Origin of the sequence: Anabaena sp. UHCC 0187 (genome assembly GCF_009712035.1) — a bacterium.
Classification (GTDB): domain Bacteria; phylum Cyanobacteriota; class Cyanobacteriia; order Cyanobacteriales; family Nostocaceae; genus Dolichospermum.
This window is the reverse complement of the sequence record NZ_VILB01000035.1, coordinates 16,077-41,319: the sequence shown is the minus strand read 5'-3', so window position 1 is coordinate 41,319 and position 25,243 is coordinate 16,077. Positions and strand designations below refer to the sequence as shown.

Sequence of the window (25,243 nt, the reverse complement as noted above, 5' to 3'; positions counted from 1 at the left end):
GGTTGTAATAACTCGGTTAAACGGGGGTAATCAGTAAGATATAAGTAGCCAACTAAGGTTTCTAGACTAGTTGCCTGTTGATAAATTTCGGGATTCAGTCGTTTATGACGACTTGTGGCAGAGTTACGACCTCTGCGAACAATTTCTAATTCGTTACTCCTCAAGTAAGGAGTTAACATTCGCAAATGTAGCGCTTGTGTTTCTGCTCTTACCTGATCCACTACGGAACGATGGTAATTTTCCAATCGCTGTTGTGGCCACAGATAAAACATTCTAACATATAATTCATAAATTGCATCCCCCAAGTAGGCCAAGGCTGAAGGAGTTATCTGTTTTATTTGATCTGGGGATATTTGCTGGGGCAGTTGCGTCGCATTTACCAACCATTGGTTAATATCTGATGAATGCTGTGTAGCAGTTTCATCTTCTTCGTGTTGGCCTGTTTCCTCCTTCGACTTCACAGATTAATCATTCCTTAAAAAAGCACTACATCGGGAGACAATTTTTGCCAACATTACTCTGATTGCAAAAGTAATGTTCGCGTACCTAGCATATTCCAAACTAGCAACAATTACCAAAAATTACTGATCTTGTTTGATTGACCCTTGGGATTTATTCTTGTCTGTTGCCTTAATCAAATAACCTTTCCAGTTATCTGGTGTGTTTTCTGATAGCGTGGCGGAAGCCATATAATTCACGATTATCAACATCCAGTATTTTTGACTGGGAAAGTCAGGCTATCAAAATTTAAGAATTCCAATTATATTCCAATATGGTTCAGTGAAAAATAAAGCCTAAAATTCCAGGTTTATGTAGGTTGGGTTGACGAACAAAACCTCATCAAGTCTTGCAAATGTTGGGTTATGGCTACGGAAATCTCCGCTTTAGCATAGCTTCTCGGAATGAAGCACACTTCGTTGAACCCAACCTACATTTCTCTAAATGAACTGTATTGAATTATATTCAACTTTTAAGATAGCACATTAAATTAGGTGTGATTACTTTATCATCAAGAGATAGATTTTTTCTATAGCTAAAAATTAAGCTATCCAGATGTAACATCGGATAGCTTAATTTAGATTTTACAGCCAAGCAATCAAGGTGCTTTGATGTTATCTAGGGCTGCATCAACTGATACTTGTAGGGAGAGAAACTTTTCTAAACGAACAAGCTTAACTGTTTGGGTAACGCGGGCATTCGTGACAATTTGTAAAGTGCCTTCAGCGGTTTGCGCCTGTTTGGCAAGCTGTACCAACGCACCTAAACCAGAACTATCGACAAAGTCAATCTGTGAAAGATCCAAAATTATGTTTTTTGGACCTTCATCAATTTTACTACCGAGTACCTTCCGAAATGTCGGCTCAGAGAAAGCGTCTAATAAACCTGTGAGGCGGAATAGCTGGCAGTTTTCGCGGGCTTCGCGTGTACCTCTCAGGCTCACGGTTAGATTTAGTGGTTCAGCTATGATTTCCTCCTCATTCTCTTTTACTAAAAGTAAACGTTCCAGTGTAGATGATTTGCAAGCAAGTTGTCTATGTTGGTTATTGGCAAAGATTTTTACTAATCACCAATCATGACATTTTTATTTTTACTCAAGTTAGGCTATCGCGCCTTGACGTGCTGCTTGCATTTTTAGCACAAACTGCTCAAACAAGTAATCAGCATCGTGAGGTCCAGGACTGGCCTCTGGGTGATACTGGACAGAAAACACAGGTAGAGACTTGTGACGGACTCCAGCGACAGTTAGATCATTGAGGTTCAAATGGCTGACCTCGACTGTGGCTGTGGGTAAGGAGTCTGGGTCAAGGGCGAAACTATGGTTTTGGCTGGTAATTTCCACTCTTTCTTGCAAGCCAGCAGGTTGATTTAAACCCCGATGTCCAAATTTTAGTTTAAATGTTTCTGCACCAAGGGCATGACCTAAAATTTGGTGTCCCATACAAATGCCAAACATGGGTTTTTGGCTTGATAGCAAGGCTCTAGTGGTGTTGATACCCTCTGTCACTGCTGCGGGGTCTCCTGGCCCGTTGGAGAGGAAAATACCATCTGGATTGTATTTGAGAATTTCTTCTGGTTGTGTATCGGCAGGAACAACTATGACGCGACAACCATAACTGGCTAACCGACGCAAGATATTCCGCTTGACACCAAAGTCTAAAGCTACGACGGTGAAAGTTTCTTTGATTTTAGCTACTGCTTCGGGGTTGAATTCCCAAGGAGCGGTTGTGGCTTCTTCCCATTCATAAACGGCGGGTGTCGTTACTTCTTTAGCTAGGTTTAAGCCTGTCATGTTGGGGGCAGCTTGTACCATTTCTAACAATTCTGTTTCGTCCAGAATTGCTGTGGAAATGCCGCCATTCATCGCTCCAAACGTCCGAATTTTCCGAGTCAGGGCGCGGGTGTCTATGCCGTAAATAGCTGGAATTTGGTGCTGTTGCAGGTAGTTAGGTAAGGATTGGGTGGAACGCCAGTTACTGGGTTTGTGACATATATTACGAGCGATCGCTCCCTTCACATGAGGTTTTGTTGATTCCTCATCTTCGGGATTAATACCAGTATTACCTAATTCGGGATAGGTAAAAATGACAATTTGACCACAGTAACTAGGATCGGTTAACACTTCTTGATATCCGGTCATGCCAGTGTTAAACACGATTTCTCCAATTGCGGTTCCCGTAGCACCGAAAGACCAACCGCGATAAGTAGAGCCATCTGCTAAGACAAGTAGAGCAGGTATTGCGTCAGATAGGGGCATAGGTAATTGGGGGGCAGGGGGCAGGGGCAGGGGGTAGGGGCAGTTTTTTTAAATTTTGAATTAATTTTTTTCCCAGTCTCCGACTGCGACTGTTTATTATCCCATGAGTTGAGGCTTTTAGATTTGTGACGGGAATTAATAAAAAATTAAATGATTCAACAGTCAAGCATTTTTAATTCGGTGGGAGGAGTACACTTGGTAAGAGCAGCCAGGGCGGTTAAAACATTCACTATGCTTCAGTCTTTTTTGTCCCGCACAGCCCTCATTTCTTGTTCCGTTAGTTTAGCGGTTTTGACTGTTGCCTGTAGTCAAGATCAACAGACAACGACAACTGGTGAATCTCAGCAATCTTTGTCAAATGGGAGTTTGGCCGCGATCAGGTCTTCTCGTCCAGCCAAACCATTATCAGGTAATCTAGCACCAACCCCCATAGAACCTTCTCCCACTCAATTAAGTGCTTTTGAAATGGCACTGGATAAAGCTGCTGGGGCTACAAGTATTAGCCAATCCGCTGTATCTAAGGATGATTGGAATTTGGTGGTGAGTCAGTTGCAAGATGCGATCGCTTTGATGAAACAAGTCCGGCGTGATAGTGGCAATTTTTCTTTTGCTCAACGCCAAATTGTTGAATACCGCCGTCAAATTGCATTAGCCCGTCGAAAAGCTCAACCTAGAACTTTGGCATCTTCCGTAACTCCGCCACAAACGGTGGCAATTGATGTTCCTAAACCACAGAGTAATGGGATAGTTCCCTCCCGTCCCACTGTTAAAGCTCTGAAACCATCTTTATCTAAGTCTACTTCGCCACCATTAGCCATGCTCCCCCGCAATAATGAGGTATTTATTGCCCCCATTAAGCGGCGAATTGGTGGTACACCGATTATTGAAGTTACCTTCAATGGTACACAACGATTTGAGATGATTGTGGATACAGGGGCGAGTGGGACTGTAATTACCCAGAGGATAGCAGCGGCTTTGGGAGTAGTAACTGTGGGAACGGCTAAAGCTAATACGGCTAGTGCTAAAGCTGTGGAATTTCCCATTGGCTATCTTGATTCTATGGAAGCTGGGGGAATGACAATCAATAAAGTTCCAGTAGCGATCGCTGGTAAAGAGTTAGAAACAGGACTTTTAGGACATGATTTTTTTGGTAACTACGACGTAACTATCAAACGGAATGTTGTTGAATTTCGCCCTCAAGCTTACTCAGAAGCTAATCCCCCAAGAATTCAATTAAATGTTCCAACTTTGTCCAGGGACTACCGCTTTGTAAAATTTCTTTAGCTAAAGTCACTCCTTGACTATGATTTAGCCAGGGAACTGCACCTGCTACTTGCAATGCTAAGGAAGCATTTAACGCCACTATATCCTGTTGCGCTTGTGTTCCTTTCCCTTGCAGAACTTCTTTGAGAATGATGGCATTTTCTTGGACGTTACCACCTTTAACAGCGGTAATGGGAGCAGGTGTCACACCTACTTCTTGAGGATCAACAGTAGTTAAGTATACTTTGCCATCGTTTAATATTGCCAAATCGGTAATATCTCCTAAACCAGCTTCATCTAATTTTTCTCTCCCATGGAGAACAATTGCTGTTTGTGTTCCTAAAAGATTTAAGGCTTCGGCCATGGTTTCTATCAGTTGGGGATCAAATACACCAATTACCTGACCTGTGGGATTCAGGGGATTTACTAAAGGGCCAAGTAAATTAAACACGGTTCGCACTTTGAGATTTCGCCGTAATGGCGCAACTGCTTTCAGGGCTGGATGCCAACCAGGGGCAAATAAAAATGTAATTCCTACCTCTTGGACTGCTGCTTGAATTTTGTCACTGGCAGCAGTCAAATTAATTCCCAAGGCTTCTAAAACATCGGCGCTTCCTGTGAGACTGGAGGCAGAACGACTACCATGTTTAGCTACAGGTACTCCAGCAGCAGCCACCACAAAGGCCACTGCTGTGGAAATATTAAATGTTGATGCCCCATCTCCACCTGTACCACAAGTATCAATTAACGGGACAAATGGGGTATTCTCGCTTTTATTTATGGGTACGGAAGACAGAGATTTTAAGACTTCTGCCATTCCTGTTAATTCTTCTGCACATAAGCCTTTGAAGTTTAAGGCCATTAAAATTGCCCCTGATAATTCTGGGGGAATTGTTTCTTTGATCCATCCCTGCATCAGTTCTGCTGCTTGGGTGCGGGATAGTGATTGGTGTTCTAATAATTGTTTGAGTAAGTTAGACCAAATAGTAAAATCCATTGTTCGGGTTTTTTATGATGTTGAATGTGATTTTACCGAAAAATGGCTTTTTATTTCGCGCTATTGCTGTTGGTGGATATTTTATGGAATGAGAACGAACCGCAGAGGCACAGAGGTCACAGAGGTAGAGAAGGAAGAGATTTTTCGGGTTTTGGTTTTATTTCATAATTACTAATGAATAGTTCTTTACCTTTTTCGGCTTTTTTTTGTTTATAGTTATTCATTCCATATTGTAATTCCCATTCAATGATATTTGCCCATTGAAAGTTTTCTCTAATTTCTGGGCAATCGTCATAGGTAATTAACCAGTTATGGGGACATTGCTTTAATATTTCTGCAAGTCTTTGATGATCAAATCCTGTATGTAAATCTCCTTTTTTACCATATAATTTGGATTTTTCAGCTTTAAAATAAGGAGGATCTAAAAATATGAATACGTCTTTTCCTGGTTCATTAATAAGATGACTATAATCTAAGTTGGTAATTTTGATATCTTGTGTTAATATACTTTCTAATTTTTCCAGCCTATCTATTGATGAGTTAGTAAATCTTTTATGAAAAGATTCTAGAGAAAATCCTCCTGATTCTATGGTTCCCGAAAATGTAATTCTGTTAAGAACAAAAAAGCGCACTGCTCTTTCTAAATCTGATAAGGTGTTAACGTCTACATGAGCTAATTTGGTAAAGAGTAATTTTCCATCTTGGGAATTTTCTTTAACTTGAATAACTTCGGAAACTAATTTCGATAAATCAGATTTTGCTAAATACCAAAACAGAAATAATTCTGGGTTTAAATCGTTAATGGCAATCTGGAGATGAGGAAATTGTTGTTTGAGATAAATGAAGACTGAACCACCACCAACAAAGGGTTCTCGGAATTCGGAAAACTTTTCTGGGAGACATTCAGAGATGCTTTTAATTGCTCTGGATTTACCACCAGGATAACGGAGAGGACTTTTAATATTCATGTTATTTTAGTTTCAATAAGTGATAATATAAATCCTATATTTTAATGTACTAAGATAAAACTAGCCTTCTTGAAAACTTACCACATCAACTTATGAATCGTTCAGCCCCCTATCAACCATTAATATTACGAATCCTGCATGGTATGAGCGGGATTTTAGTTATTGGCGCAATTATTAGCGGATTCTTAGTTTACAACACTTTTGATAAAAGATTTGGATATATTCCCATTCCCAAAATTAATTCTATCCAGGATATTCACGGGACATTGGCAGTGTTTTTCTTGATTTTACTGCCATTTTTTGCTGTTTATAGTTTTCATGCTGGGAAAAGACGACTATTACAACCAGACTCTATCCAAAACCTAACTCAATTTGGTAAACCAATTTGGTGGGTAAGTCTACAACGTTTAGTAAATACTAAAATGTTACTTGCTGCTGTTTTGGCGGTAGTATCTGGGAGAATGATGAAGGAAGAATGGCTACCCACAGGAGAACTTGATCATATTTGGTATTATGCTCATTTAATAGCTTGGTTAATCATGATTTGTTGTTTAGCAATTCATGTTTTGATGTCAGCTAAAGTTGGTGGTGTGCCATTATTACTGTCAATATTATCATGGAAATTCCGCCCAGAAGATAGCCCCGCTAACTGGTATAGTCGTTTACGTGGTTGGTTGGGTAATTTTTCCAATCATATTAGGGGAGAAATTAATCAGTTTATGGGGGGTAGTTTATTATTGAAAATTATTGAGGTGGTTGTGTTGGGGGGAATTATCACAGCGTTTATCTTACCGTTGTTTTTTTCTGGTGGTCAATAAAAAATTTAATAGTATTATCTTCTTCTTTAACAAGTCGTGTATGTTGCTTGTTAAAGATTATTCGTAAACACAAGAATCCCTTGGATCATACACCTAAATAATAGCATAAAAAGTCAAGAGGTCAATACCCTAGTAACTTCGTTCAATTATTGACAGTATTCTCAATATTCTTGATAATGACCTAGCTATATTCTCAATAAACATAGAAATGCGATTTCTTTGAAAAAGGCATATTTAAAAAACTTATGTTTAGGGAATCTTGTAGATATTATCTTACCTTAGAGTCCTAAATATCACCCTTCCTGGATACTGTTGTTGATTAATTCGGGCATAGACTCGCAAACAAGTTAATACTTCACCTGGATTACCACCACAGTCTAATTGCAAGTCATCTTTAGAAAATTCACAAACATCAGCATACAGTCCTGATAACTGTTTGAGTCGCACTTCATTACCTGCTTTAATAGCTTTGTCAGCGGCTTTTCTAAGCAGACGACGGGATTCTTTTTGTAATTTTCCCCACCAGGAATAACGTTCAGCCGGGGGGATAAATACTAAAGAATGAATGGCTTCATCCATGTCAATCCAAGCACATAAGTTTAAAACTGTATCAGTATTTTCTTCTGATTTTTGAATGCGGTGAAAGCGATCACTTAATGCGTCAATATATTGATGGCGTTGTTCTGATTTAGAGTGTAAAGAAACCACATCAAAGCTAAAAACACTTTTCAAAGCATGATGTAATTCTGTATCTATCTCAATAAATTTAATATATAAAAGTAAAAATCCAGCGATTAAATGTAAATTTTCAGAAAGATGAGTTTGGGCAATTCCTGAATTTACCAAGGCTGTTTGAGATAAACATAGTCCTTTGGCTTTAACTGTACCACTTAACCCCGGATAAATAATTTCATCACGCACAAAAGGCAATTCCTCAAGATTTCTATTATCTACAACTGCACCTAATTCCTGTGCTAATTTTAAAGCTATTTGTCGCCAAGATGTCGCTAAATCTTCAGGGACTTGCAATAGTTTTTGATGAATTTTATTCCATATTTCTGCATCGGTTTGGCTTTGGATAGGAGAATTACCTAGATAAAAATTTAATTCTGAATCACAATTAAAAGCTTCTTGTAATTTCAATAATTTTAATTCATTTTTTTTCTGAGGTAGTTCCTCTATAACTGGTGTAGGTTGTAATAAATAATTAAGTTCTTGGAGGATTTCTTCTGATGTCTGAAATCCGGTATCAAGCGGATATTCTTGATTTGCTTTTGTTAAAGTTGCGGCTAATCCATATAAATTAAACCGTAATATTTTGGCTAATTCTGAGTTTTCTGTATTTAGTAGTTTATGTAAATTCTGCATGATTTTGTCAGGATGAAAATAGCAAAAAGTAGGTTGGGTTAAGCGACAGCGCAACCCAACAAAGGGCGAGAATTGATAATATTGGTTTAAGTGATAGTGCAACCCAATAAAAAGCGAGAATTGATAATGTTGGGTAACATACGTCAACCCAACCTACGGAATTAAAGCTAATGAATACCGCAAAATGGATCACGTTCTTTATCAACTTCATTAGGTTGTAATTCCAATTCTGCCCGATAAACACATCCTTCTTGTTCTAGACATTCTTGATTATTAGATGTCCAATAAGGAACTGCACCGGCGTGCATTCTTAATATGCCTGTATTATCAAGAGTTACATGATATTGACAAGGATAATCTGTGATAATATCCGGTCTGCTGAGTGTACCAATCCGTAGCCATTTTTTAGTATTTGTCTCACTATCAGTTTGATAAATATAGAAGGTATGTTGACCACTTTGGGGAAATGGTGGCAAGGGTTGACTAATTAATCCTGTTCCTGGTTGCTTTACACCGTCTTGTAAATAATGAAATGTTTCCATAATTTTACTATGATTATTATCAACTGCAAATACTAAATGATAAGCATGAGGTTGATCAACTGTGGCTGATTCTAAAACATTGACAGCAATATCACCATGATTTAAGTTATGTTGATGATTTTCAATAGCGATATTCCATTTCAAATTGCCATCACTAAATAAGGTATTTTCAGCAGTTTTAGATATGACTGAATTAATATCAATGCCAGCCACATCTATTAAATAATGGGGATTACCTCGACATAGCAAAACGCTAAATTGTAAAGCTTGGTCAATCTCAAATTGCACTTTAATTTTTTTGAGAAATTCCTGTTCTTCCATGCCTAATTTATCCATCAATACTTTACCATCGAAACTACCCCAGAGGCGAAAAGTTCCGTTTTCATAATCTTGACGATGGATAATATTAGTTAATTGTATCCCCTGCCAAGGTGTCCGCACTTTAGCCACAGTGTCCCAAGGTGCAAGTTGATATAGTTCTTGTCCCGCACTAAAAATGGCTAATGGTTCATTACTTTGGGTTTTGCGTTTGAAGTTGCAAGGAAGATAATAAAACAGGTTTTTGACATCAATTTCTAATTGATTTGCACCCTTGCGTAACAGATTTTTAGATTCTTCTGGATCAAATCGAAAGCGCCGCAGTTTTTCGGCATAACAAGCACCTGCGGAAGTGGCAATTTTTGTAAATTCTAAAACAAAGGTAATTCGTTCAGGATTCCAAACAAAATAAGGTGATTGACTAAATTCTTCGTAAATTTGTTGTTGAACCAGATCAAGACTACAAGTTTTTCCAGAGAGAATCAACCAATCTACTTTTTGATTAGTTTCCGAACTGAGACGGCTTTCCATTAAACCTTTAGCAATACCAATTGCTTCTTTAATGGAAGACATGGCAGCCCGATCAAATTGCTGGTTATCTAAAGTTAGAGAAATAGATTCAGAACTTCTAACTTGAAATTTAACGGCACTTTGGGCAAGAAGTTCGCCAATTTGTTGTTCATTTAAAGTGAAGGTTAATAAAGAAGTATCTGTGGGTAGTTTTTGTCCTAATTTGAGTTTAGCAGCTTCGGCATGATCCCACAATGTGTAAAAGGTTTGCAGGCGTTGGGTTGCTTGTTGCCAACGAGTTGGTAAGACTTTTTCGGCTGTATCTAGGGCATCTTTAAAGGCAACGTCACCTTCGGGATTTTCTTTATCTATACATTTCAATAAACTACCAGTTTTAAATTTTCCGTCTTCTAAAAAACGTTCGTTTAATTCGGAGTTGATTAAGTCTTCTAATTTGTCGCTTTCGATGTCACCTGTAGTAACTGCGGTGAGAAGAAAATCAGAAATAGCCACTTTTAATAGGCGGAAAATTCGTAAAGTAATTAATTCACCACCTAATTGTAAATGTCCAGAAGAACCTAATAATTTAGGGGTAAGTTTATAGTAACGTCCTCCTAAACCTCGATCTTCATTATCTGCAAAGAAGGGCGTTTTATCTTCCAGGGTAAGTTCAATTAAAGCTAAGTCGGTTGTTCCCCCACCAATATCTAAAACTAGGACATTTTGTGACCATTTATTGCCATTTTGACGACAGCGAGTTTTAAAAGATTCAATGCCAATATTGAGATTTCCGCCAAATTCTCGCCACAGGAAAAAGATAGCCACAGAAACAGCTTCGTCATAAGCTGTTTGCACATCATCAATGCCTAATTCCTCTACTAATTGCCTGATTTCTTTGCGAACTATGGGAGGGGCAACGGTGGGATAGGTAACAACTGCTGTTAAAAAATCGCCTTCTGAAAATCTCCGTCTAGCCCGTTGCCGATAATCTTCTGTTAATTCAATTAATTGCGCCCAAGCTGCTTGAATGAGGCGATTAACTTGAATATTTTCTTCATCTTCTTCTAAGATAATGGGGAAAGATCGATCTTGTCCAAAATAGCGTTTGGGTGAATGGTGAAATCTGCTAATAATTTCTTTAACTGAAACAGTTGTTCCTTGGGCGATGGCTTTTTTTCTATTATCTCTAGCATCTCTTCCCATGCGTAGTTTTAAGGGAATTAATTGCGATACTTCCATTTCACTGGGAATTTCTGTACTGCGTCTATCAATATCTAAAACTACGGGAATTAAATTTTGTGATTCTAATGTGGGAACACGGAAAACTTCATGATATATCGCATAAAGTTTTTTACTAACAGCCCGCCGAAATCTATCACTTGTTCCTAAACATAATTCAATTTGCCGAATTGCTTCTAAAAATAATTCTTTGTTATCACTTTCAAAAATTTCACTTAATTCATGTGATTCTATTTCTAAGTTTTTGCTAATATCAGCCAGAAATTTGTCCCATTCGCCGCCACTCACATCTGGTAAGGCTAAATCAGAAGAAGAATTTAACCATTCAGCCATGCGTTCTCTTAATCTCAGTTCTTGTTCTCTGGGTAAAACTTCGGCAATGGGGACTTCTATGGGGTCAAAAAGTGTCACGGTGGAGTTAGAAGTACCAAAATCTAAAGCTAACCAACCAGGAAATCTTTTTCTTTGTTTTTCGTTGAGTTTTTCACTGAGTTGTTGACTTAAATTATGCAGGTAGTGATCAAATTGCGAATTGTTCATGGCCGGATAATTTTCTGTAGGTGGATTTGATGATTCTTGTAAATTGGGTATAAACCAAAGATCACATTCAGCACATACATGATTAGATATAGACAAATTTGGTTTTCCCCCAGCGTCGGAATCAAAATATTCCACAATTACCTTTAAAGTACAGTCAACTATGGTGATTAAAGGTGAATCTAATTGACAGGAATCTTGTCCTAATTGACAAATATTAGTAATTTGTTTGGGTGTGGCTGAGTGAAATTGTCTATAGGTTCTTTGAATTTGTGCTGCTAATACGTTTGGTGTGCCTCTAACTATGCAGTTAATCCGAGAAATGTGCGGAATGTTGCTGTTAATAGGGATAATTTGGATGGAGGGTAGATGCAACTGTGCATTTTCTTTTACACCTAATTTAAAGCTAGGTAGAAGCCGAATTTCCACAGGCATTTTTGATGTTCCTTATCTAATTTAATGACAAATAATTCATTGATAGTAAAAGCCCCTAATTTTATCTATGAAGTCAATCCAAAATCCAAAATCCAAAATTGTTTGATGACTGAATATTCACCAATTAAATACAGGTAAATAATTCAGCTTCATTAATTGCGGCAATATCTGCTAGAATTTCCAACCAAGCGGGAATAGCTAATTCAGTTTGTGAATCTCTCGCAGCAATATATCTGAGTAGTGCTTCTTTTTTGGAAAGGTTTTGCAAACTGGGAATAATTTGATCTAAAATCCCATTGATTTCTATATTTACGTGCTGATTGCTTTCGCTGACATATTGCACAAGGTGAAGACTAGCACTAGCAGTAATTTCATCTCGTAGTCGTAAAACGAAAAGTTGATGATTCGTGCTTCTAGATGGGTTTTGATTCCTTTCTGGAGACCAATCAAAAATTTGTCCTACACTGTGTTTTTCATCTTGTCTGGCTAGGGGAAAAATATTTTCTGGTTTGATAGTTTGATCATGGTTATTGATTTCGGCAATAATGGCTTCTTTCCATTGACGAGGATCACATCCTAATAAAAGTTTATAAAATAAATCGGCTTCTTCAAGTCCAAATTTCTCTTCAATTTCTTGTTCCATTTCTGGGAGAAGAATGGCTTGCAGTTTTTCCCGTTCTAAGGTGATTTGATGTGCCAAGGAGCTTAATAAGTCTATCACGGCTTGACGAATGCGATCGCTGGCAAAGTTCTCCAGTTCTTTAACTGTTTTTTCAAAGGCTGGATAAAAGTCATCACTTTTAGTTGGTAGAGAAGTATTTACGCGATTTCCTCTATCAAATAATTTCCCGGCTGCACCTTTAAATTCAGCTAAGGTAATTGTGCCATTTTGGACTTTATTAAATAGTAATGTCCACTGACTCCAATTCAAAATTCTCAAAGTTAGCTCATCTTTAATAACATCACTAACTACAATTCCTCTCCGATCTTTCAGTTGTTCTTTACCTAAATCTTTTTGGAAGTTTCTGTAGATTTTATCTAAACTTTCTATGGCTGTTCTCAATTCCATTAAAGCCGGAGTATCAAGTGTGGGTATGCCTTGTTCGTGAATTTCGGCAATAATTTCTTTGAGATATTCTTGTTGTTGACGGATACCATCAGCAGCCCGCCGGGTATCTTCATATAATTGCTTTAAGCCATGATTAGTAACATGAGTTTGAATTAATTCTCTTAATTTACTAATCCCACCATCTTGAGCAAAATAACCTAATTGTTTACCTAATTGATTCCTCCCATCTACTGCTAATAAAGCCTCACTTAAATCACCCCATTTCTGTTGTAACTTTTTCGGTCTTTCCAGATAATCGGGATAATCTAAATTAGCGAGAAATTCCTCTGAACCTGCTTTTACTTGACTAGAACGTTTGGCAAATTCAGCTAATCCTAACAGTGGTGATAATAAAACAATTCTGTCTTTTTGAGTAGTAAAAGCCTCAGCCCCATCAATAATGGTTTTGAGAACTTTCAATTTTTGGAAAACTGTATTGGTTTGTAACGGTTGAGAATTAGATTGATTAGCAATTAATAAATCTAGTTCCCTTTCCCCACCTTCACTTTCTAAAGGTAGTTGATCAAAACGTCCCACACCGACAAGAATTAAATCCTTCAGGTCTTGTCCTGGGCGTTGTTGCTGCATCATTGTGAAAATTTTATTGGCGCGATCGCTCCCTGGCGATTTACCATTAAGTAAGACTAAAATTGTCTGTACCTGTGCCAATTCTCGCAATGATAAAAATGTATCTCTAGTCCCAGAATTAGCTGCACCTAAACCCGGAAAATCTAACAGGACAAATTCTTCTGCACCTGTAACATCCCAAATTTCTCGTGATATTTTCACTTCAATATCAACGCGACGAATTAAGGGAAAACTGTTTTGTAATAATTGCGTTCCTAACTTTTGAGGAGCATTAGGTAAGCGAATATGCGCTGCTGGTAAATCCTCAAATTTGAGAGATTGAATCGCCATGGGCATTTCTGCCAGTTGTAAACCTTCATGGGAGGTGATAGCATCAATTTGGTAAAAGCGACCGCATAAAGCCTCACCATAAGCCTGATAAGCCCGCAAAAATGACACTAACTCCCGCACCAAATAACGCAATTCTAAATTATTTGAGCTTTTCCAAACTTCCTCACACCAAATACTGATATCTTTACCAGTTTTAATTTTAGCTACCTGTAAAGGTGTCACCCCGGCAGACGTAGCGCGACGGTTTGCTTCTTTGAGCATGAAGTGTAAGCACTCGTTTACCCCTTCATGGGATAAATATTCCACCGTGTAATTATCTACTTGGGTAGTTGCAAAACCATCCTGGGGTTTAATGTGAATCGCTGTAACATTACCAGTTGTCGGATTTTCACTCACTGGTAAAGCGTCTGCGTAACCAATGAGACTTCCTAGCAGCAAACTTTTACCGCTGCTAAATTCCCCCATTACGCCAATTTTTACCGGTGAGTTGGCCAATTCTACAGTTTTCTCCGCCGCCTCTCGCAGCCGTAGCAAACAATCATCAAGGCTAGTGGGAACCCAATCTTCCTCTTGGGAAGGGCGTTGGGGTACAGAGTCAATTTTGCGGAGGATAAATTCACCGTACTCTTTCAATCGCGCCAGCTTATCTGGTTCCATAGAGTAGTCTTTCGTTTGAGTTCATTTTCACAACTGGGTTATAACACAAAACTCAAAAACTATTCCTATGTGGTACAACGCGTCCGGGCTAGAAGCAGGGGAGAAATATTTTTAATTTTTAATTGGTATGACTCCTGACTCCTGCTGTAATTCTGCCCCATAATCAGCTTGACAATGATATTGTGATAATTCTCTCCAGTTGAGTACAGCTTCTAATAAGTCTTGATAACCCAGGGTGTTGGGGTGCAGTCCGTCACTGGTAATGCGATCGCTTCTCCAAGCTTGACTACGTTGCATCCATTGATCAAAAATGTCTAAATAGGGAATTTGTCTTTGTTCACAAGCTTGCCGTGTTGCTTCTTTGTAGCAGTATTGGTCGGCGTGATTGTAGAATAAACAATCAAGGAAAGGCATTTTGGTTTCGTCTACGGGAACCATCCCCACAAACAGCACAGGACAGAGTTGTTGGGCTTGGTCTAGTAACGTGGCGATTTCTGATTCAAATTGACTAAAATCTGTGTAATTTCTGCCGTTGGGACTTCTTAATCGGGGCGTATCGTTGACACCGACAGATAAAATAATCAAGTCTGGTACACGATTGCGGATTTCTCCCCGGTGACGAAATTCTCCTTCTAATCGTTGGGCAATTTGCTGTGTGCGATCGCCCCTGACTCCCAAATTATAAAGTACATGACCCACGCTATCCGGTAACATCCACCACCGTCGCAGTTGTTCCACCCAACCGCCTTTCTCTGGATCACCGTATCCATATACTAAGCTATCTCCCAAGGCGACGATCTTTAAAGGTTGACAGAGTTTTGGCGATACAGATAGTTGCATGGATTTATAAGGCTGAAAACTTGGCATTTTAAACAGCAATGTAATGGATATTTGGAAAATATTCTATATATTTTTACACTATTATATGGTATATTTATGATCTTTTTACGGAATCATTCCCCAGCTACCTTGTTAAAATTCATGATTAAAGAGCCGCAGGCATAAACCACAAGACTTAGATCCTCGACTTATTTTTTGATCTTGTTAATAAATTATGAATTGATACAAGAAGTTAGGGATATTATTTTATTCAAGAATTTATTTTGATGATCATTTAGTAAAAAAAAATTGCAATTCAGGCACTACTTCTGATTAAATACGTCAAAGATATTGAATGCTAGTAAATCTCATTAGAATATTATCAAGTTAAAATGAAATTCAATTTCCATAAGTTCTTTTCCCAGAAATTACTTAAACAGCTATTTCTGCCTTTGTTCTTAATTTCCTTACTCACAGTCTTTTGGGGAAATATTTTCACACCCGCTATTGCTCAAATACCACGTCAAGAAATTCGTGGTGTGTGGATGACAAATAATGATCTAAATATTCTCAGAGATAAAACTAAAGTTCAAGAAGCTGTAATACAACTACAAAAACTCAATTTTAATACTATTTATCCTGTAGTTTGGAATTCTGGATATGTCATGTATCCTAGTGAAGTAGCCAAACGGTTAGAAATTCAGCCCTTTGTATTTCGAGGCTTAGATGGCCATGATATTCTCGCTGATTTAATTGAAAAATCTCACCGTCAAAATTTACTGGTAATTCCTTGGTTTGAATTTGGGTTTATGGCTCCACCAACTTCAGAATTAGCCATGAATAAACCAGAATGGTTTACACAAAAACAGGATGGTAGTCAAACATCTATTAGTGCTGCTGGTGAAGTTAAATGGTTAAATCCATTTCATCCAGAAGTACAAAAATTTATCACCGATTTGCTGGTAGAACTTAGCAATAAATATGATCTTGATGGTATTCAATTTGATGATCACATGAGTTTACCTCATGAATTTGGCTATGATAAATATACAGTTGCTTTGTATACCAAAGAAACCAAAAAGACTCCACCCAAAGATCCTCAAGATCCAGAATGGGTAAGTTGGCGGGCAAATAAAATTACAGATTTTATGGTGAAACTTAACCAAACAGTTAAGCAGATAAAACCCAAAATGATTTTCTCTGTCTCTCCTAATTACTATGATTTTGCTTACAAATTTCAACTACAAGATTGGTTAAATTGGGTGCGATTAAACATAGTAGATGAATTAATTGTGCAAGTCTATCGGGAGAATTTGGATCATTTTACTGCTAAACTTTCCCGTCCAGAAATGGAAGAAGTTAAACAACTAATCCCTACTGGGATTGGCATTATGGCAGGTTTAAGAACTAAACTCGTCACAATTCAACAAATTCAAGCTCAAGTCCGAGCCGCCCAACAGCAGGGACTTGGTGTAGCTTTTTTCTATTATGAAAGTCTTTGGAATGCTGCACCAGAACCATTAAAAGAACGCTTGGCTGGATTTAAAACCTTATTTCCATATCCGGCATTACGAACAGCATTAGAATGAGAAAATGAAGAAACAAAAGACCAGGAACAGATTAAAGGTAAATTTTGGTTCATGATGGTGACTGGTTAAAAACCCACTTTAACCATTGTCCCAAAGAACTAACACCATTTAATCTTTTAACTCCTGGTGCATGGGCAATGTATAATCCATCAACTGCGACCAATGCCGCATATTGTAAACCCAAAAAACTATCAACAGCGGCATAGGGTCCGCCCAGGGTAATTGCTCCGGCTGCATACATTTGTCCTTTAGTATTTCGCATTTCTACTAATTCAAAATTATTCGCTACTATTAATCTTCCTAAATAATTTAGAGGTAAATTGTAGTGTTTAACTAAATCTTCTAATAAAGGACTAGCTTCTACTTTGGCATCTAATCCGGTAGCATCAATAATAAAGTCTGCGGTTAATTTTATTTCTCCTAAACCTTCCGATTGAATGTCGGTAATAGTGCGATTTTGTCCATCTTTTTCTACTCTTAATACCTGACCAAAGGTGATTTGATACCAACCTTCCTTTAAACCTTGTTCGGTGATATTTTGCCAATCTAAACGGTCAGCAGTAGTTGTTCCTCCCCAGTCGGCTAAAAAGCTTTTACGTTCTTCCGGAGTAGCTTTTTCTAGCATTTCCCGTAGTTCACCACCCCAACAGGCCTTTGGCCAGTTAAAGGGTTGAAATTCATAATGATTTTTAACAGTCCGTTGTGCTTTTTGAAATTTATTACCTTGGGGTTTAGGCGATCGCATTAAATGTAAAACTGTAATCTGCTGATTTTGTTTTCTCGCTTCATAAATTCGCTGGACAACCCGTGAAGCCACAATTCCCCGTCCTCTAATCAACACCGTACCACCTTGGCGTTCTAATTTTTCATAAACATGATTGTGATCTTCATAGGCATTCACTACAGCTTGAAAATCTTGATATTTTTCTCGATAAGTTTGCAAATCTGGAAGAAACTGAATGGCTGGGTATCCCGTAGCTAAATGTAAATAACGACTAACTATAAAAGCATATTCTCCTTGTCCTAAAGCATAAGCAATACAATATCTACCATCTTCCGTTTTGCGGATTCCTCTAACTCTGCCATAATGATAAATTTGCTCCCAACCAATGCGTTTTGCTTCCCTATCTAGAGAATTAAAAACATTCCCAGCCCTGGGAGTATAGGTTTGGGCAAAAGTTGGTTCACTAAAAACTTGCCATAAATGTTTAAACGTCGATTTAAAATTACCTTGCATTAAATCATGCCAAGATTCCCGCAAAGCATAACTCGGCCAACCCCAAATATTATCAGGACAAGAATCAGAATTAGAACGCAATCTTTCCTGTAAAGGAATTTGGGAATTAAGACAAAGGCGTTGATAACGGGCATAGGGTTGCGCTTCTAATCCCACCGCCATAATTTTATTAGCTTTGACACCACTAATTCTGAGTAAATTAACCCAAATAAAACTACCCAAACCTGCACCAATTGCCAGATAATCACATTCATTAACTGGTAAACCTGTAGCATGAATTGCCTGAATTTCTACTTTTTCGGCTTGAAAAAATGGGGGTGGAAAATTACTACCTACAGGTGTAACTACAGGTAAAGGTGATACACTAGAATCTGGAAGATTAGTATGGGGATTAAATTGAATTGTTGAAGGATTACGAGGAGGAGAAATAAGAGTATTAATACCAAACTGGACAATAATTAAATATGGCCCCATTTGCACAGTATCGCCATTAGCTAACTGACAGCGTGTTTGTTTTTGACCATTAACATAAACTCCATTCGCACTATTTTGATCAATTACAACTAAATGGTTTTCTTCCCACTCAATTAGTGCATGATAACGAGAAACTTCGTGACTATTTAACAGCATTCTCGAAACACGCTGTCCTTGAATTTCTGTAGGTAAACGCGCAAATTCTCGACCAAAAGCAATAGGTATATTTAACTTTGGTTCTCTTCTTTCTCCTGTTGCTGGATCTTCCCAACTTAATTGAATTTGTAAGTTAGTCATTTGTTCGTTGTTAATTGTCAATTATCAATTGTTTAATTGCTGGGTGCAAATAGAACACTAACTGCTGCTGCTAAGGATGTACCACACCAAGGACAACCTATTTTCAAATTTTCGGCTGGAGAAACTTTATGGCATCTGGAACATTGCAAACCATAAATAGGTTTTGGTTGTGTCACTGGGGTAGGAGAGTGTTGTGGATATCGAGGGTGTATTTGTAACTGTGGTGGTGTAATAATTGTTGGGGTAATCTTGTGAACAGAAATAGCAGTAACTTCTAATTTTTGTTGTCCTAAATAAATTAGGCTACCTTCTCCTAAAGCCATTTCTCCTCGAATTAATGGTTTATCATTTATCTGAGGAGGATTTGATTCACGTAAGTTTCTGAGATAAAATTGTTGCTGTTGTGAGTGAAAAAATATTTCAACGTGCAAACCAGATACAGTTGGATGAGTTAGAATAATGTCGCATTGCAAGGGATCTCTTCCAATACGGACAGTACCTGGATTCTTACTGGGCTGTTGTTCGTAAATGTTGTGAGTAATATTTTGATTTGTATCTTGCCACTGTAAAGTTAATACGTTCATTGTCTGTCAGTAATTGTATATTTCCCTAGTTTAATTTTATGTGGTGTAAATGTTAATTAAAAGTTAAGTAATTCAACACATTTTTATGACTCCTACTTTACTTGGTCGTTGGCAAACGCGATTATTATTACTAGCAACCGTAGGTGTATTGGTATCTATTCCTTTCGCCATAGGTTTAATTAGTAACAAACCTAATTTAATATATTTTTGGATACTTGCCTATGTCGCCATTTTCGGACTAGGTTGGGATATTTTATATAATTATCTGCAAAAATCTCGTTGGGATAGGGACTGGCCAGCAGTTTATCAGCTTTTCGCTGGGATTTGGGAAATGGTATTTGTATTTTGTGGGGTAAAGATATGGGGATTTTTACCCATACCTATGCCTAAAAATGAATTATCACCAAGTATATTTTTGCTGCATTATAGTATTGTTTGGTTAGCAGTTTTTATCAGTTCACAAAGCTTAATGAGAATTATTTTCCCTCGGTGGCGGTTTCGAGGGGGAAAATGGTTGTAAATTGAGAGTTAGGAATTAGTTTGCAAATAATCAATTGCGGCTGCTAATTTGTCAGGATAACCTTCAGCAAATCTTTCAAACCACAATCCTTCTGATGATAATGGATCTAATTTAGCTAACCATGCTTTGGCAGGTTTTTGTAAGGCTAATTTTTGTTTAGCTTTCAGTTTTTCTTGACGGATTTTCTCCTGTACTAATTCTTCCTGTTTTCTTATTTCCTCAGCCGCATCTTGTTCCAAAAAATCAGCTTGTACATCTGCTAATAAGTTATCTATAAATCGATCTGACTTAGTAGCAGGTGATTGTACAAATTGAATGGGAGGTAATTTATTGTTTGATTGGGTAGACTTGTATTGAGTATATTCAGTTTTGGTTTCTGGAAAATCCGCTTCCACTTCTGATAATAGGCTATCTATGGATACATTAGATTTTGGAGTATTTGAAATCACAGATTTAACTGGGGTTAAATTATTCTGTGGTGGTATGGTTTTTGATTCTGTATATTCAGTTTTAATTTCAGTTAATAACTTATCAATGGAATCCATATTTATAATTCCTAACTAGAGATAAGATCCCCGACTTTTTTTATTTATCAATAAATTATGAATTGATGTCAGAAGTCGGGGATCTAAATTTTTTAATTTCTAATTTCTAATTTCTAATTCACAGAGATACTAGTCATTAATGGCATTGAGAAGAACTTCTGATAAACTCATATCTTCCATATCATCCATTGTGATAGTGTCGCAAATATCAAATTTAGCCCCTGCACTTTGCAGTTCATCATCCAAGATTTTCAAGAAGCGGGTAGCTTGAGCATCATTACCGACTTGAATAAAGGAAATAGCTAATTCTTCATCTCTATCGAGACGACGAGAAGCTTCAATAATTACCTTCATTACGGCTTTACGATCATCTGGTTCACCATCAGTAACTACTAAAATTGTTTCCCCATTGGGTTTAGTTGTACCGGAGGCTTTGCGTTGCAGATAATCATCGGTAGCGTGTTTTAAAACTCCAGCTAAATCTGTTGTTCCCGACGGATCATTTTCCATGAAAATTTGTGAGACTTTGGCTGATGTGACATTTTCATAACGTTTAAATCTTCCAGAAAACAAATAAATAGTAATGCCATCTGGATCAAATTGTTCACATTTACTTGCTAGTGCTAAAGTAGATTCTTGGGCTGTTGCCCATCTAGTTCTACCACCTTTTTGATCTGGGGTAGCCATGCTACCGCTTTTATCAATAATTAAGGTGTAATCACGGTTTTCTAGCATGACTAAACTCTCCAGATATTAGTAATTTTTCTTAATTAATCAGTGATGGCATTCATTAAAACATCAGCCAAACTCATGTCTTCTAAATCATCTAAAGTAATGGTGTCGCAAATATCGAATTTAGCACCAACACTTTGTAATTGATCGTCTAAGGCTTTGAGAAATTTGGTTGCTTGAGCATCTGAACCGACTTGAATCATGGAAATTCCTAATTCTTCATCTTTTTCCATTTGTCGGGTAGCACTGATGATAATTTCAAATACCGCTTTGCGATCATCTGGTTCACCGTCAGTAATGACTAAAATTGTTTCTCCATTAGGTTTAGTTGTACCTGCTGCTTTGCGTTGAAAGTAATTATTCAGGGCATCTTGTAAGACACTGGCTAAGTTAGTTGTACCGGCGGGATCATTTTCCTGAAATATTTGGGCAACTTTGGCAGTTGTTACATCATCGTAACGTTTAAATTTGCCAGAAAACACGTAAACTGTGATGCCATCAGGATCAAACTGTTCACACTTTCTCGCTAAAGCAATGGTAGATTCTTGGGCTATTTCCCATCTACTTCTCCCACCCACTTGGTCGGGGGTGGACATACTACCACTTTTGTCAATAATTAAGGTATAGTCACGATCCGTCATCATAATCTTCCTTTTGTTATTTTTCTATCTCTAGTTTAACTGTTAAAATCCAAATATAATTCATCCATCTTTATCTGCGTTTATCTGCGTTTATCTGCGGTCAATTATTCCTAAAGTCTGATTCTATGCAGCTTCATCTTAATTACGAATTACCAGCTTTCGCTTTAGGGTAAGCAATCCGTTTGTGATGAAATTGTTGCCAAACATCCACAAATATTTGGGCAATTTTTGGCATTTCTTCCCTGGTCAATCCTGAATCTATTAATTGATCATCTTGCCATTTTGCCCGCAGAATATTATTCAGCATATTTAATGCTTTTTCTGGAGTTGCATCTTTAAGACTACGTAATGCGGCCTCACAAGAATCTGCTAACATGACGATTCCTGTCTCCCGTGATTGGGGTATAGGTCCGTCGTAGCAAAAATCTGCTTTATCTACTATTATACTAGGATTTTCCTGGGCTATTTGCTGGGCTTGGTGGTAAAAATAGGCGATCGCCATTGTTCCTTGATGTTCGGGAATAAAAGCCTGAATTGCCGTGGGTAAACTATGTTTCTTGGCCATTATCAACCCTTGAGTCACGTGCTTTTTAATCAGTTTTGCACTTTCCCAAGGATCTTTAATTTCTGTTTCATGTTTATTCGGACTATCAATTTGATTTTCAATAAATCCCAAAGGATCGTGCATTTTGCCAATATCATGATATAAAGTTCCCGCCCTCACTAATTCCACATTACACCCCAATTGTTTAGCTGCGGCTTCAGCAAGGGTAGCTACTAATAAAGTATGTTGAAAAGTTCCTGGAGTTTCCGTAGCTAGTCGCTTTAATAATGGGCGGTTGGGGTTAGCTAATTCTGCCAAACGAATGGGGGTAATAACATCAAATAACGTTTCCAGATAAGGACTTAAACCCAAAGCGACAATACTCCAAGATAAGCCAGATACTGCAAATAAACCTGCTTCTTGGAAGATATACCAACCTGAACCGAATACCCCACCAGTGAGGATTTTTAATAATAAGAATACACCCCCTTGGGTTAATGCAGTAATCACACCTAATAATGCTAGTTCTTCACGCGATCGCAATCTATGGGCTACATAACTGCAAAACATTCCACCCACAGCCCCAGATAGTAGTAGCAGAATACTTGTATTTACGGTAATTGGTAGTATGAACGATAGTAAGCCGATCACCACTACACCTACAGTTGGTCCATAAAAACTGCCCAATAATAAACCAATAGCACTCCAGGTAGTATAGGGTAAACCCATTGCTAATACTCCGGGAACAGTGAGGGTAAGTAGTAAAACTAATAAGCGATCACGTTGTCGTAAATAGTTATTACTTTTTGTTTCTAACCACACAAAAACCTGAATTCCTACAGTCATAATCACTGCTAGAATTGTTAACCTCATCCAATTTATCTGGCGGCCAATCAGGTGATAATGTTCTAATACCTGAAATTTCCATTTTGTAATCTTTTCTCCTTTACTAACAATTACTTCTCCTTTTTTTACTTGCAGGATTATAGATGGTATTTCTTGCGCTGCTAATTGAGCTTGTTGTTTGGTTTGTGCTTCATCTTGTTTGAGGTTTGGTTGTATTACCGCTAATAATACATTGGTTGCTAAAGATTCAGCTTCACTAGGTACGGATAATTGCACCTGCAAATTCACGGCATTATTCAAAATATTTTTGGGTAATCCAGCCGATATACCTTGGGCAAGAATTCGCTCTGCACTTTTACGGATTCCTACTTGTGTTTTCACCCAATCATTATCAGATAACTCCAAAATAACGGGTTGTGTATAAATTTGTTTGAGTTTTTCAGTTTCTATTTGTGATGCTTTCGCAATAGCTTGACTATATCCTTGCCTAACTTGTGATATTTGAGTAATTAGCTCTGAAAAATTAGCTTCTGATGCCGTAAATTGATAAATTTCTATTTCTGATAATGCCTGAATAAAGGCAGCTTCATCACTCTGTTTTTCATGATTGGGAGCAGGTATGGCTAATGATAATGTGGGAGAACTTGATGAATCAGGGGTTTTTTTGCTATTTCCTAAACTTCGCTGCGATAACAAAAATTTTGCATTTTGTTTTTTTAAGTTTTGGTTTCTATTCTTTTCTAAAGTTACTTTGAGCTTTTGCCATTCCGATTCAGGAAAAGCTCGAAGATAACGTTGGCTAAAAATTGATAAAACTGAAGTATCAAAAAATGGAAAAGTGCCAGCTATCCCGCGAATTTTATTACTTGTATCTAAAATTATTTCCAATTCATCATTGATTTTTTCATTTATATGGTTATCAATCATCAAAATCGGTACAGACTTATCTATAGCATCTTTTCTTTTATCTTCTGTCTCTTGCCGATCTTCAATATTATCCGTATAAGGAGCAGTAAATGTTTGTAAGGCAATATTATTAACTTTCATTCTTGGTTGATTATATAAATCATGACCCACCACAGTTGTCAGTGATAATATTGCCAAAACCAAAATTATTGAGGATCGTTTTTGATGTACCCATCTGAAAATAACTTTATCAATGCCAGCTTTTTTTTTAACTAATTTAGCAGTTGATTTTTGTGTCTGTTTCTGTTTGCCTTGTTTTCCTTGATGGTTATTTGCTGATAAATACAGAAGTAGCTTGTTGAAAAAATTCCTATGCAGTTTCTGATGGTGCTTTCCTTGACGGAATAGCACTTTATACTGTCGCTGCCATTGCCTTAATTGCTGACTCAAGGACTGCAAAAATTGCTGCGTTTTCATCTTTCCTGCCGCGAAATACCCCAAGTATGGCTGATGCCTCTGGCACGCTACCGCGAAAGCTACCCAAGCTATGACAACTTGGGGAGGGATAGCGATTCGCATTTAATCCCATTCAGGATTAAATACAACAGTCTCTAAGTTTACTACACGATTAATTTCGTGCTTCGCAAAAATCATAAGAATACCCGGTAAGTAGGAAACTCAGACACTTCAGTGCTGAGAGGGAAACGACACTTTGACAAGCTCAGTGACCGCTCGTGCGGTTTTAACCGTCTTGAATATTTTTTCATTACCGCCTTGGAGTTGGGAAATTCGGGGTACTGTTGTGATGTACTTTCAACGGGACAATTACCGATTCAAATTTTCCAACTCTGTACGCATAATGTTTTGCTCCCAAGAGCCTCCCATTTCTGGGGTAATGTTAGCTAGATGCCTCCGGCACGCTGGCGCGAACGACCTGTTATAAGAGCTTGTTAGACTTGCAACACTGTTTCAGTGACCTTAAAACTGTTTAATTGCAAATGACAGAGCAGGGAACTAGCTTCGCATTCCGGGGTGTCGTGACTCAAATAACGGCTACCCTTCGACTAGGCTTAGGG

General features: G+C 37.8%; 19 protein-coding genes. 4 read left to right on the top strand and 15 right to left on the bottom strand.

The genetic code is table 11. From position 1 onward, the window contains the following. From FJR11_RS22500 to carA, 3 genes are all read right to left on the bottom strand, one after another. Positions 1-461: ribonuclease III domain-containing protein (locus FJR11_RS22500; RefSeq protein ID WP_168507777.1), on the bottom strand; the 461-nt coding region annotated here is incomplete at its 3' end. 635 nt (positions 462-1,096) lie between these two features. After that, positions 1,097-1,468, bottom strand: coding sequence for an STAS domain-containing protein (locus tag FJR11_RS22495; protein WP_371417610.1), 372 nt, complete (start codon positions 1,466-1,468; stop codon positions 1,097-1,099). 129 nt (positions 1,469-1,597) lie between these two features. Then, positions 1,598-2,755: a glutamine-hydrolyzing carbamoyl-phosphate synthase small subunit gene (carA, locus tag FJR11_RS22490; protein WP_168507776.1), complete on the bottom strand. Its 1,158-nt coding sequence runs from the start codon at positions 2,753-2,755 to the stop codon at positions 1,598-1,600. A 231-nt stretch (positions 2,756-2,986) separates the two neighbouring features. Here carA and FJR11_RS22485 point away from each other — a divergent pair, with 231 nt between their 5' ends. Continuing rightward, on the top strand, positions 2,987-4,039 hold the full coding sequence (locus FJR11_RS22485) for a TIGR02281 family clan AA aspartic protease (protein WP_168507774.1): 1,053 nt from the start codon (positions 2,987-2,989) through the stop codon (positions 4,037-4,039). On the opposite strand, the gene trpD is transcribed toward FJR11_RS22485, so the two are convergent. Both trpD and FJR11_RS22475 read right to left on the bottom strand, forming a co-directional pair. Beyond that, on the bottom strand, positions 3,969-5,015 hold the full coding sequence (gene trpD / locus FJR11_RS22480; RefSeq protein WP_168507772.1) for an anthranilate phosphoribosyltransferase: 1,047 nt from the start codon (positions 5,013-5,015) through the stop codon (positions 3,969-3,971). The genes FJR11_RS22485 and trpD overlap by 71 nt on opposite strands. A gap of 116 nt (positions 5,016-5,131) precedes the next feature. Beyond that, complete coding sequence (locus FJR11_RS22475; protein ID WP_168507770.1) at positions 5,132-5,983, bottom strand: DNA adenine methylase; 852 nt, start codon at positions 5,981-5,983, stop codon at positions 5,132-5,134. A gap of 92 nt (positions 5,984-6,075) precedes the next feature. On the opposite strand from FJR11_RS22475, the gene FJR11_RS22470 reads away from it, so the two are divergent. Beyond that, positions 6,076-6,801, top strand: a complete 726-nt coding sequence (locus FJR11_RS22470) for a cytochrome b/b6 domain-containing protein (RefSeq protein WP_168507768.1) — start codon at positions 6,076-6,078, stop codon at positions 6,799-6,801. 273 nt (positions 6,802-7,074) lie between these two features. Here FJR11_RS22470 and FJR11_RS22465 read toward each other — a convergent pair whose 3' ends face one another. From FJR11_RS22465 to FJR11_RS22450, 4 genes are all read right to left on the bottom strand, one after another. Then, positions 7,075-8,169: a hypothetical protein gene (locus FJR11_RS22465; RefSeq protein ID WP_168507766.1), complete on the bottom strand. Its 1,095-nt coding sequence runs from the start codon at positions 8,167-8,169 to the stop codon at positions 7,075-7,077. A 167-nt stretch (positions 8,170-8,336) separates the two neighbouring features. After that, positions 8,337-11,750, bottom strand: a complete 3,414-nt coding sequence (locus tag FJR11_RS22460) for a virulence factor SrfB (RefSeq protein ID WP_168507764.1) — start codon at positions 11,748-11,750, stop codon at positions 8,337-8,339. Positions 11,751-11,874: 124 nt separating this feature from the next. Further along, entirely contained in the window at positions 11,875-14,433 is a 2,559-nt protein-coding gene (locus FJR11_RS22455) for a dynamin family protein (protein ID WP_168507762.1), read from the bottom strand. Between the two features lie 111 nt (positions 14,434-14,544). Continuing rightward, entirely contained in the window at positions 14,545-15,300 is a 756-nt protein-coding gene (locus FJR11_RS22450) for a GDSL-type esterase/lipase family protein (RefSeq protein ID WP_168507760.1), read from the bottom strand. Positions 15,301-15,644: 344 nt separating this feature from the next. Here FJR11_RS22450 and FJR11_RS22445 point away from each other — a divergent pair, with 344 nt between their 5' ends. Then, on the top strand, positions 15,645-16,841 hold the full coding sequence (locus FJR11_RS22445; RefSeq protein WP_168507758.1) for a family 10 glycosylhydrolase: 1,197 nt from the start codon (positions 15,645-15,647) through the stop codon (positions 16,839-16,841). 49 nt (positions 16,842-16,890) lie between these two features. Here the strand turns inward: FJR11_RS22445 and FJR11_RS22440 are convergent, their stop codons facing one another. Together FJR11_RS22440 and FJR11_RS22435 are read right to left on the bottom strand one after the other, a co-directional pair. Further along, the gene (locus FJR11_RS22440; protein ID WP_168507756.1) at positions 16,891-18,849 is read right to left on the bottom strand and encodes an FHA domain-containing protein; all 1,959 of its coding nucleotides are present in this window, start codon (positions 18,847-18,849) and stop codon (positions 16,891-16,893) included. A 32-nt stretch (positions 18,850-18,881) separates the two neighbouring features. Next, entirely contained in the window at positions 18,882-19,433 is a 552-nt protein-coding gene (locus tag FJR11_RS22435; RefSeq protein WP_168507754.1) for an FHA domain-containing protein, read from the bottom strand. A gap of 85 nt (positions 19,434-19,518) precedes the next feature. Here FJR11_RS22435 and FJR11_RS22430 point away from each other — a divergent pair, with 85 nt between their 5' ends. Continuing rightward, a complete protein-coding gene (locus FJR11_RS22430; protein WP_168507752.1) occupies positions 19,519-19,953 on the top strand; it encodes a hypothetical protein in 435 nt (144 codons plus the stop codon). An 8-nt stretch (positions 19,954-19,961) separates the two neighbouring features. Here the strand turns inward: FJR11_RS22430 and FJR11_RS22425 are convergent, their stop codons facing one another. The 4 genes from FJR11_RS22425 to FJR11_RS22410 form a co-directional block, all read right to left on the bottom strand. Then, positions 19,962-20,498: a salt stress protein, Slr1339 family gene (locus FJR11_RS22425; RefSeq protein ID WP_371417609.1), complete on the bottom strand. Its 537-nt coding sequence runs from the start codon at positions 20,496-20,498 to the stop codon at positions 19,962-19,964. Between the two features lie 129 nt (positions 20,499-20,627). Next, positions 20,628-21,233, bottom strand: a complete 606-nt coding sequence (locus tag FJR11_RS22420) for a VWA domain-containing protein (RefSeq protein WP_168507750.1) — start codon at positions 21,231-21,233, stop codon at positions 20,628-20,630. A 35-nt stretch (positions 21,234-21,268) separates the two neighbouring features. Continuing rightward, positions 21,269-21,874: a VWA domain-containing protein gene (locus FJR11_RS22415; protein ID WP_168507748.1), complete on the bottom strand. Its 606-nt coding sequence runs from the start codon at positions 21,872-21,874 to the stop codon at positions 21,269-21,271. Between the two features lie 139 nt (positions 21,875-22,013). Further along, positions 22,014-24,644 (bottom strand): HD family phosphohydrolase, encoded by a 2,631-nt coding sequence (locus FJR11_RS22410; RefSeq protein WP_168507779.1) that lies wholly within the window; start codon positions 24,642-24,644, stop codon positions 22,014-22,016. Positions 24,645-25,243: the final 599 nt, after the last annotated feature.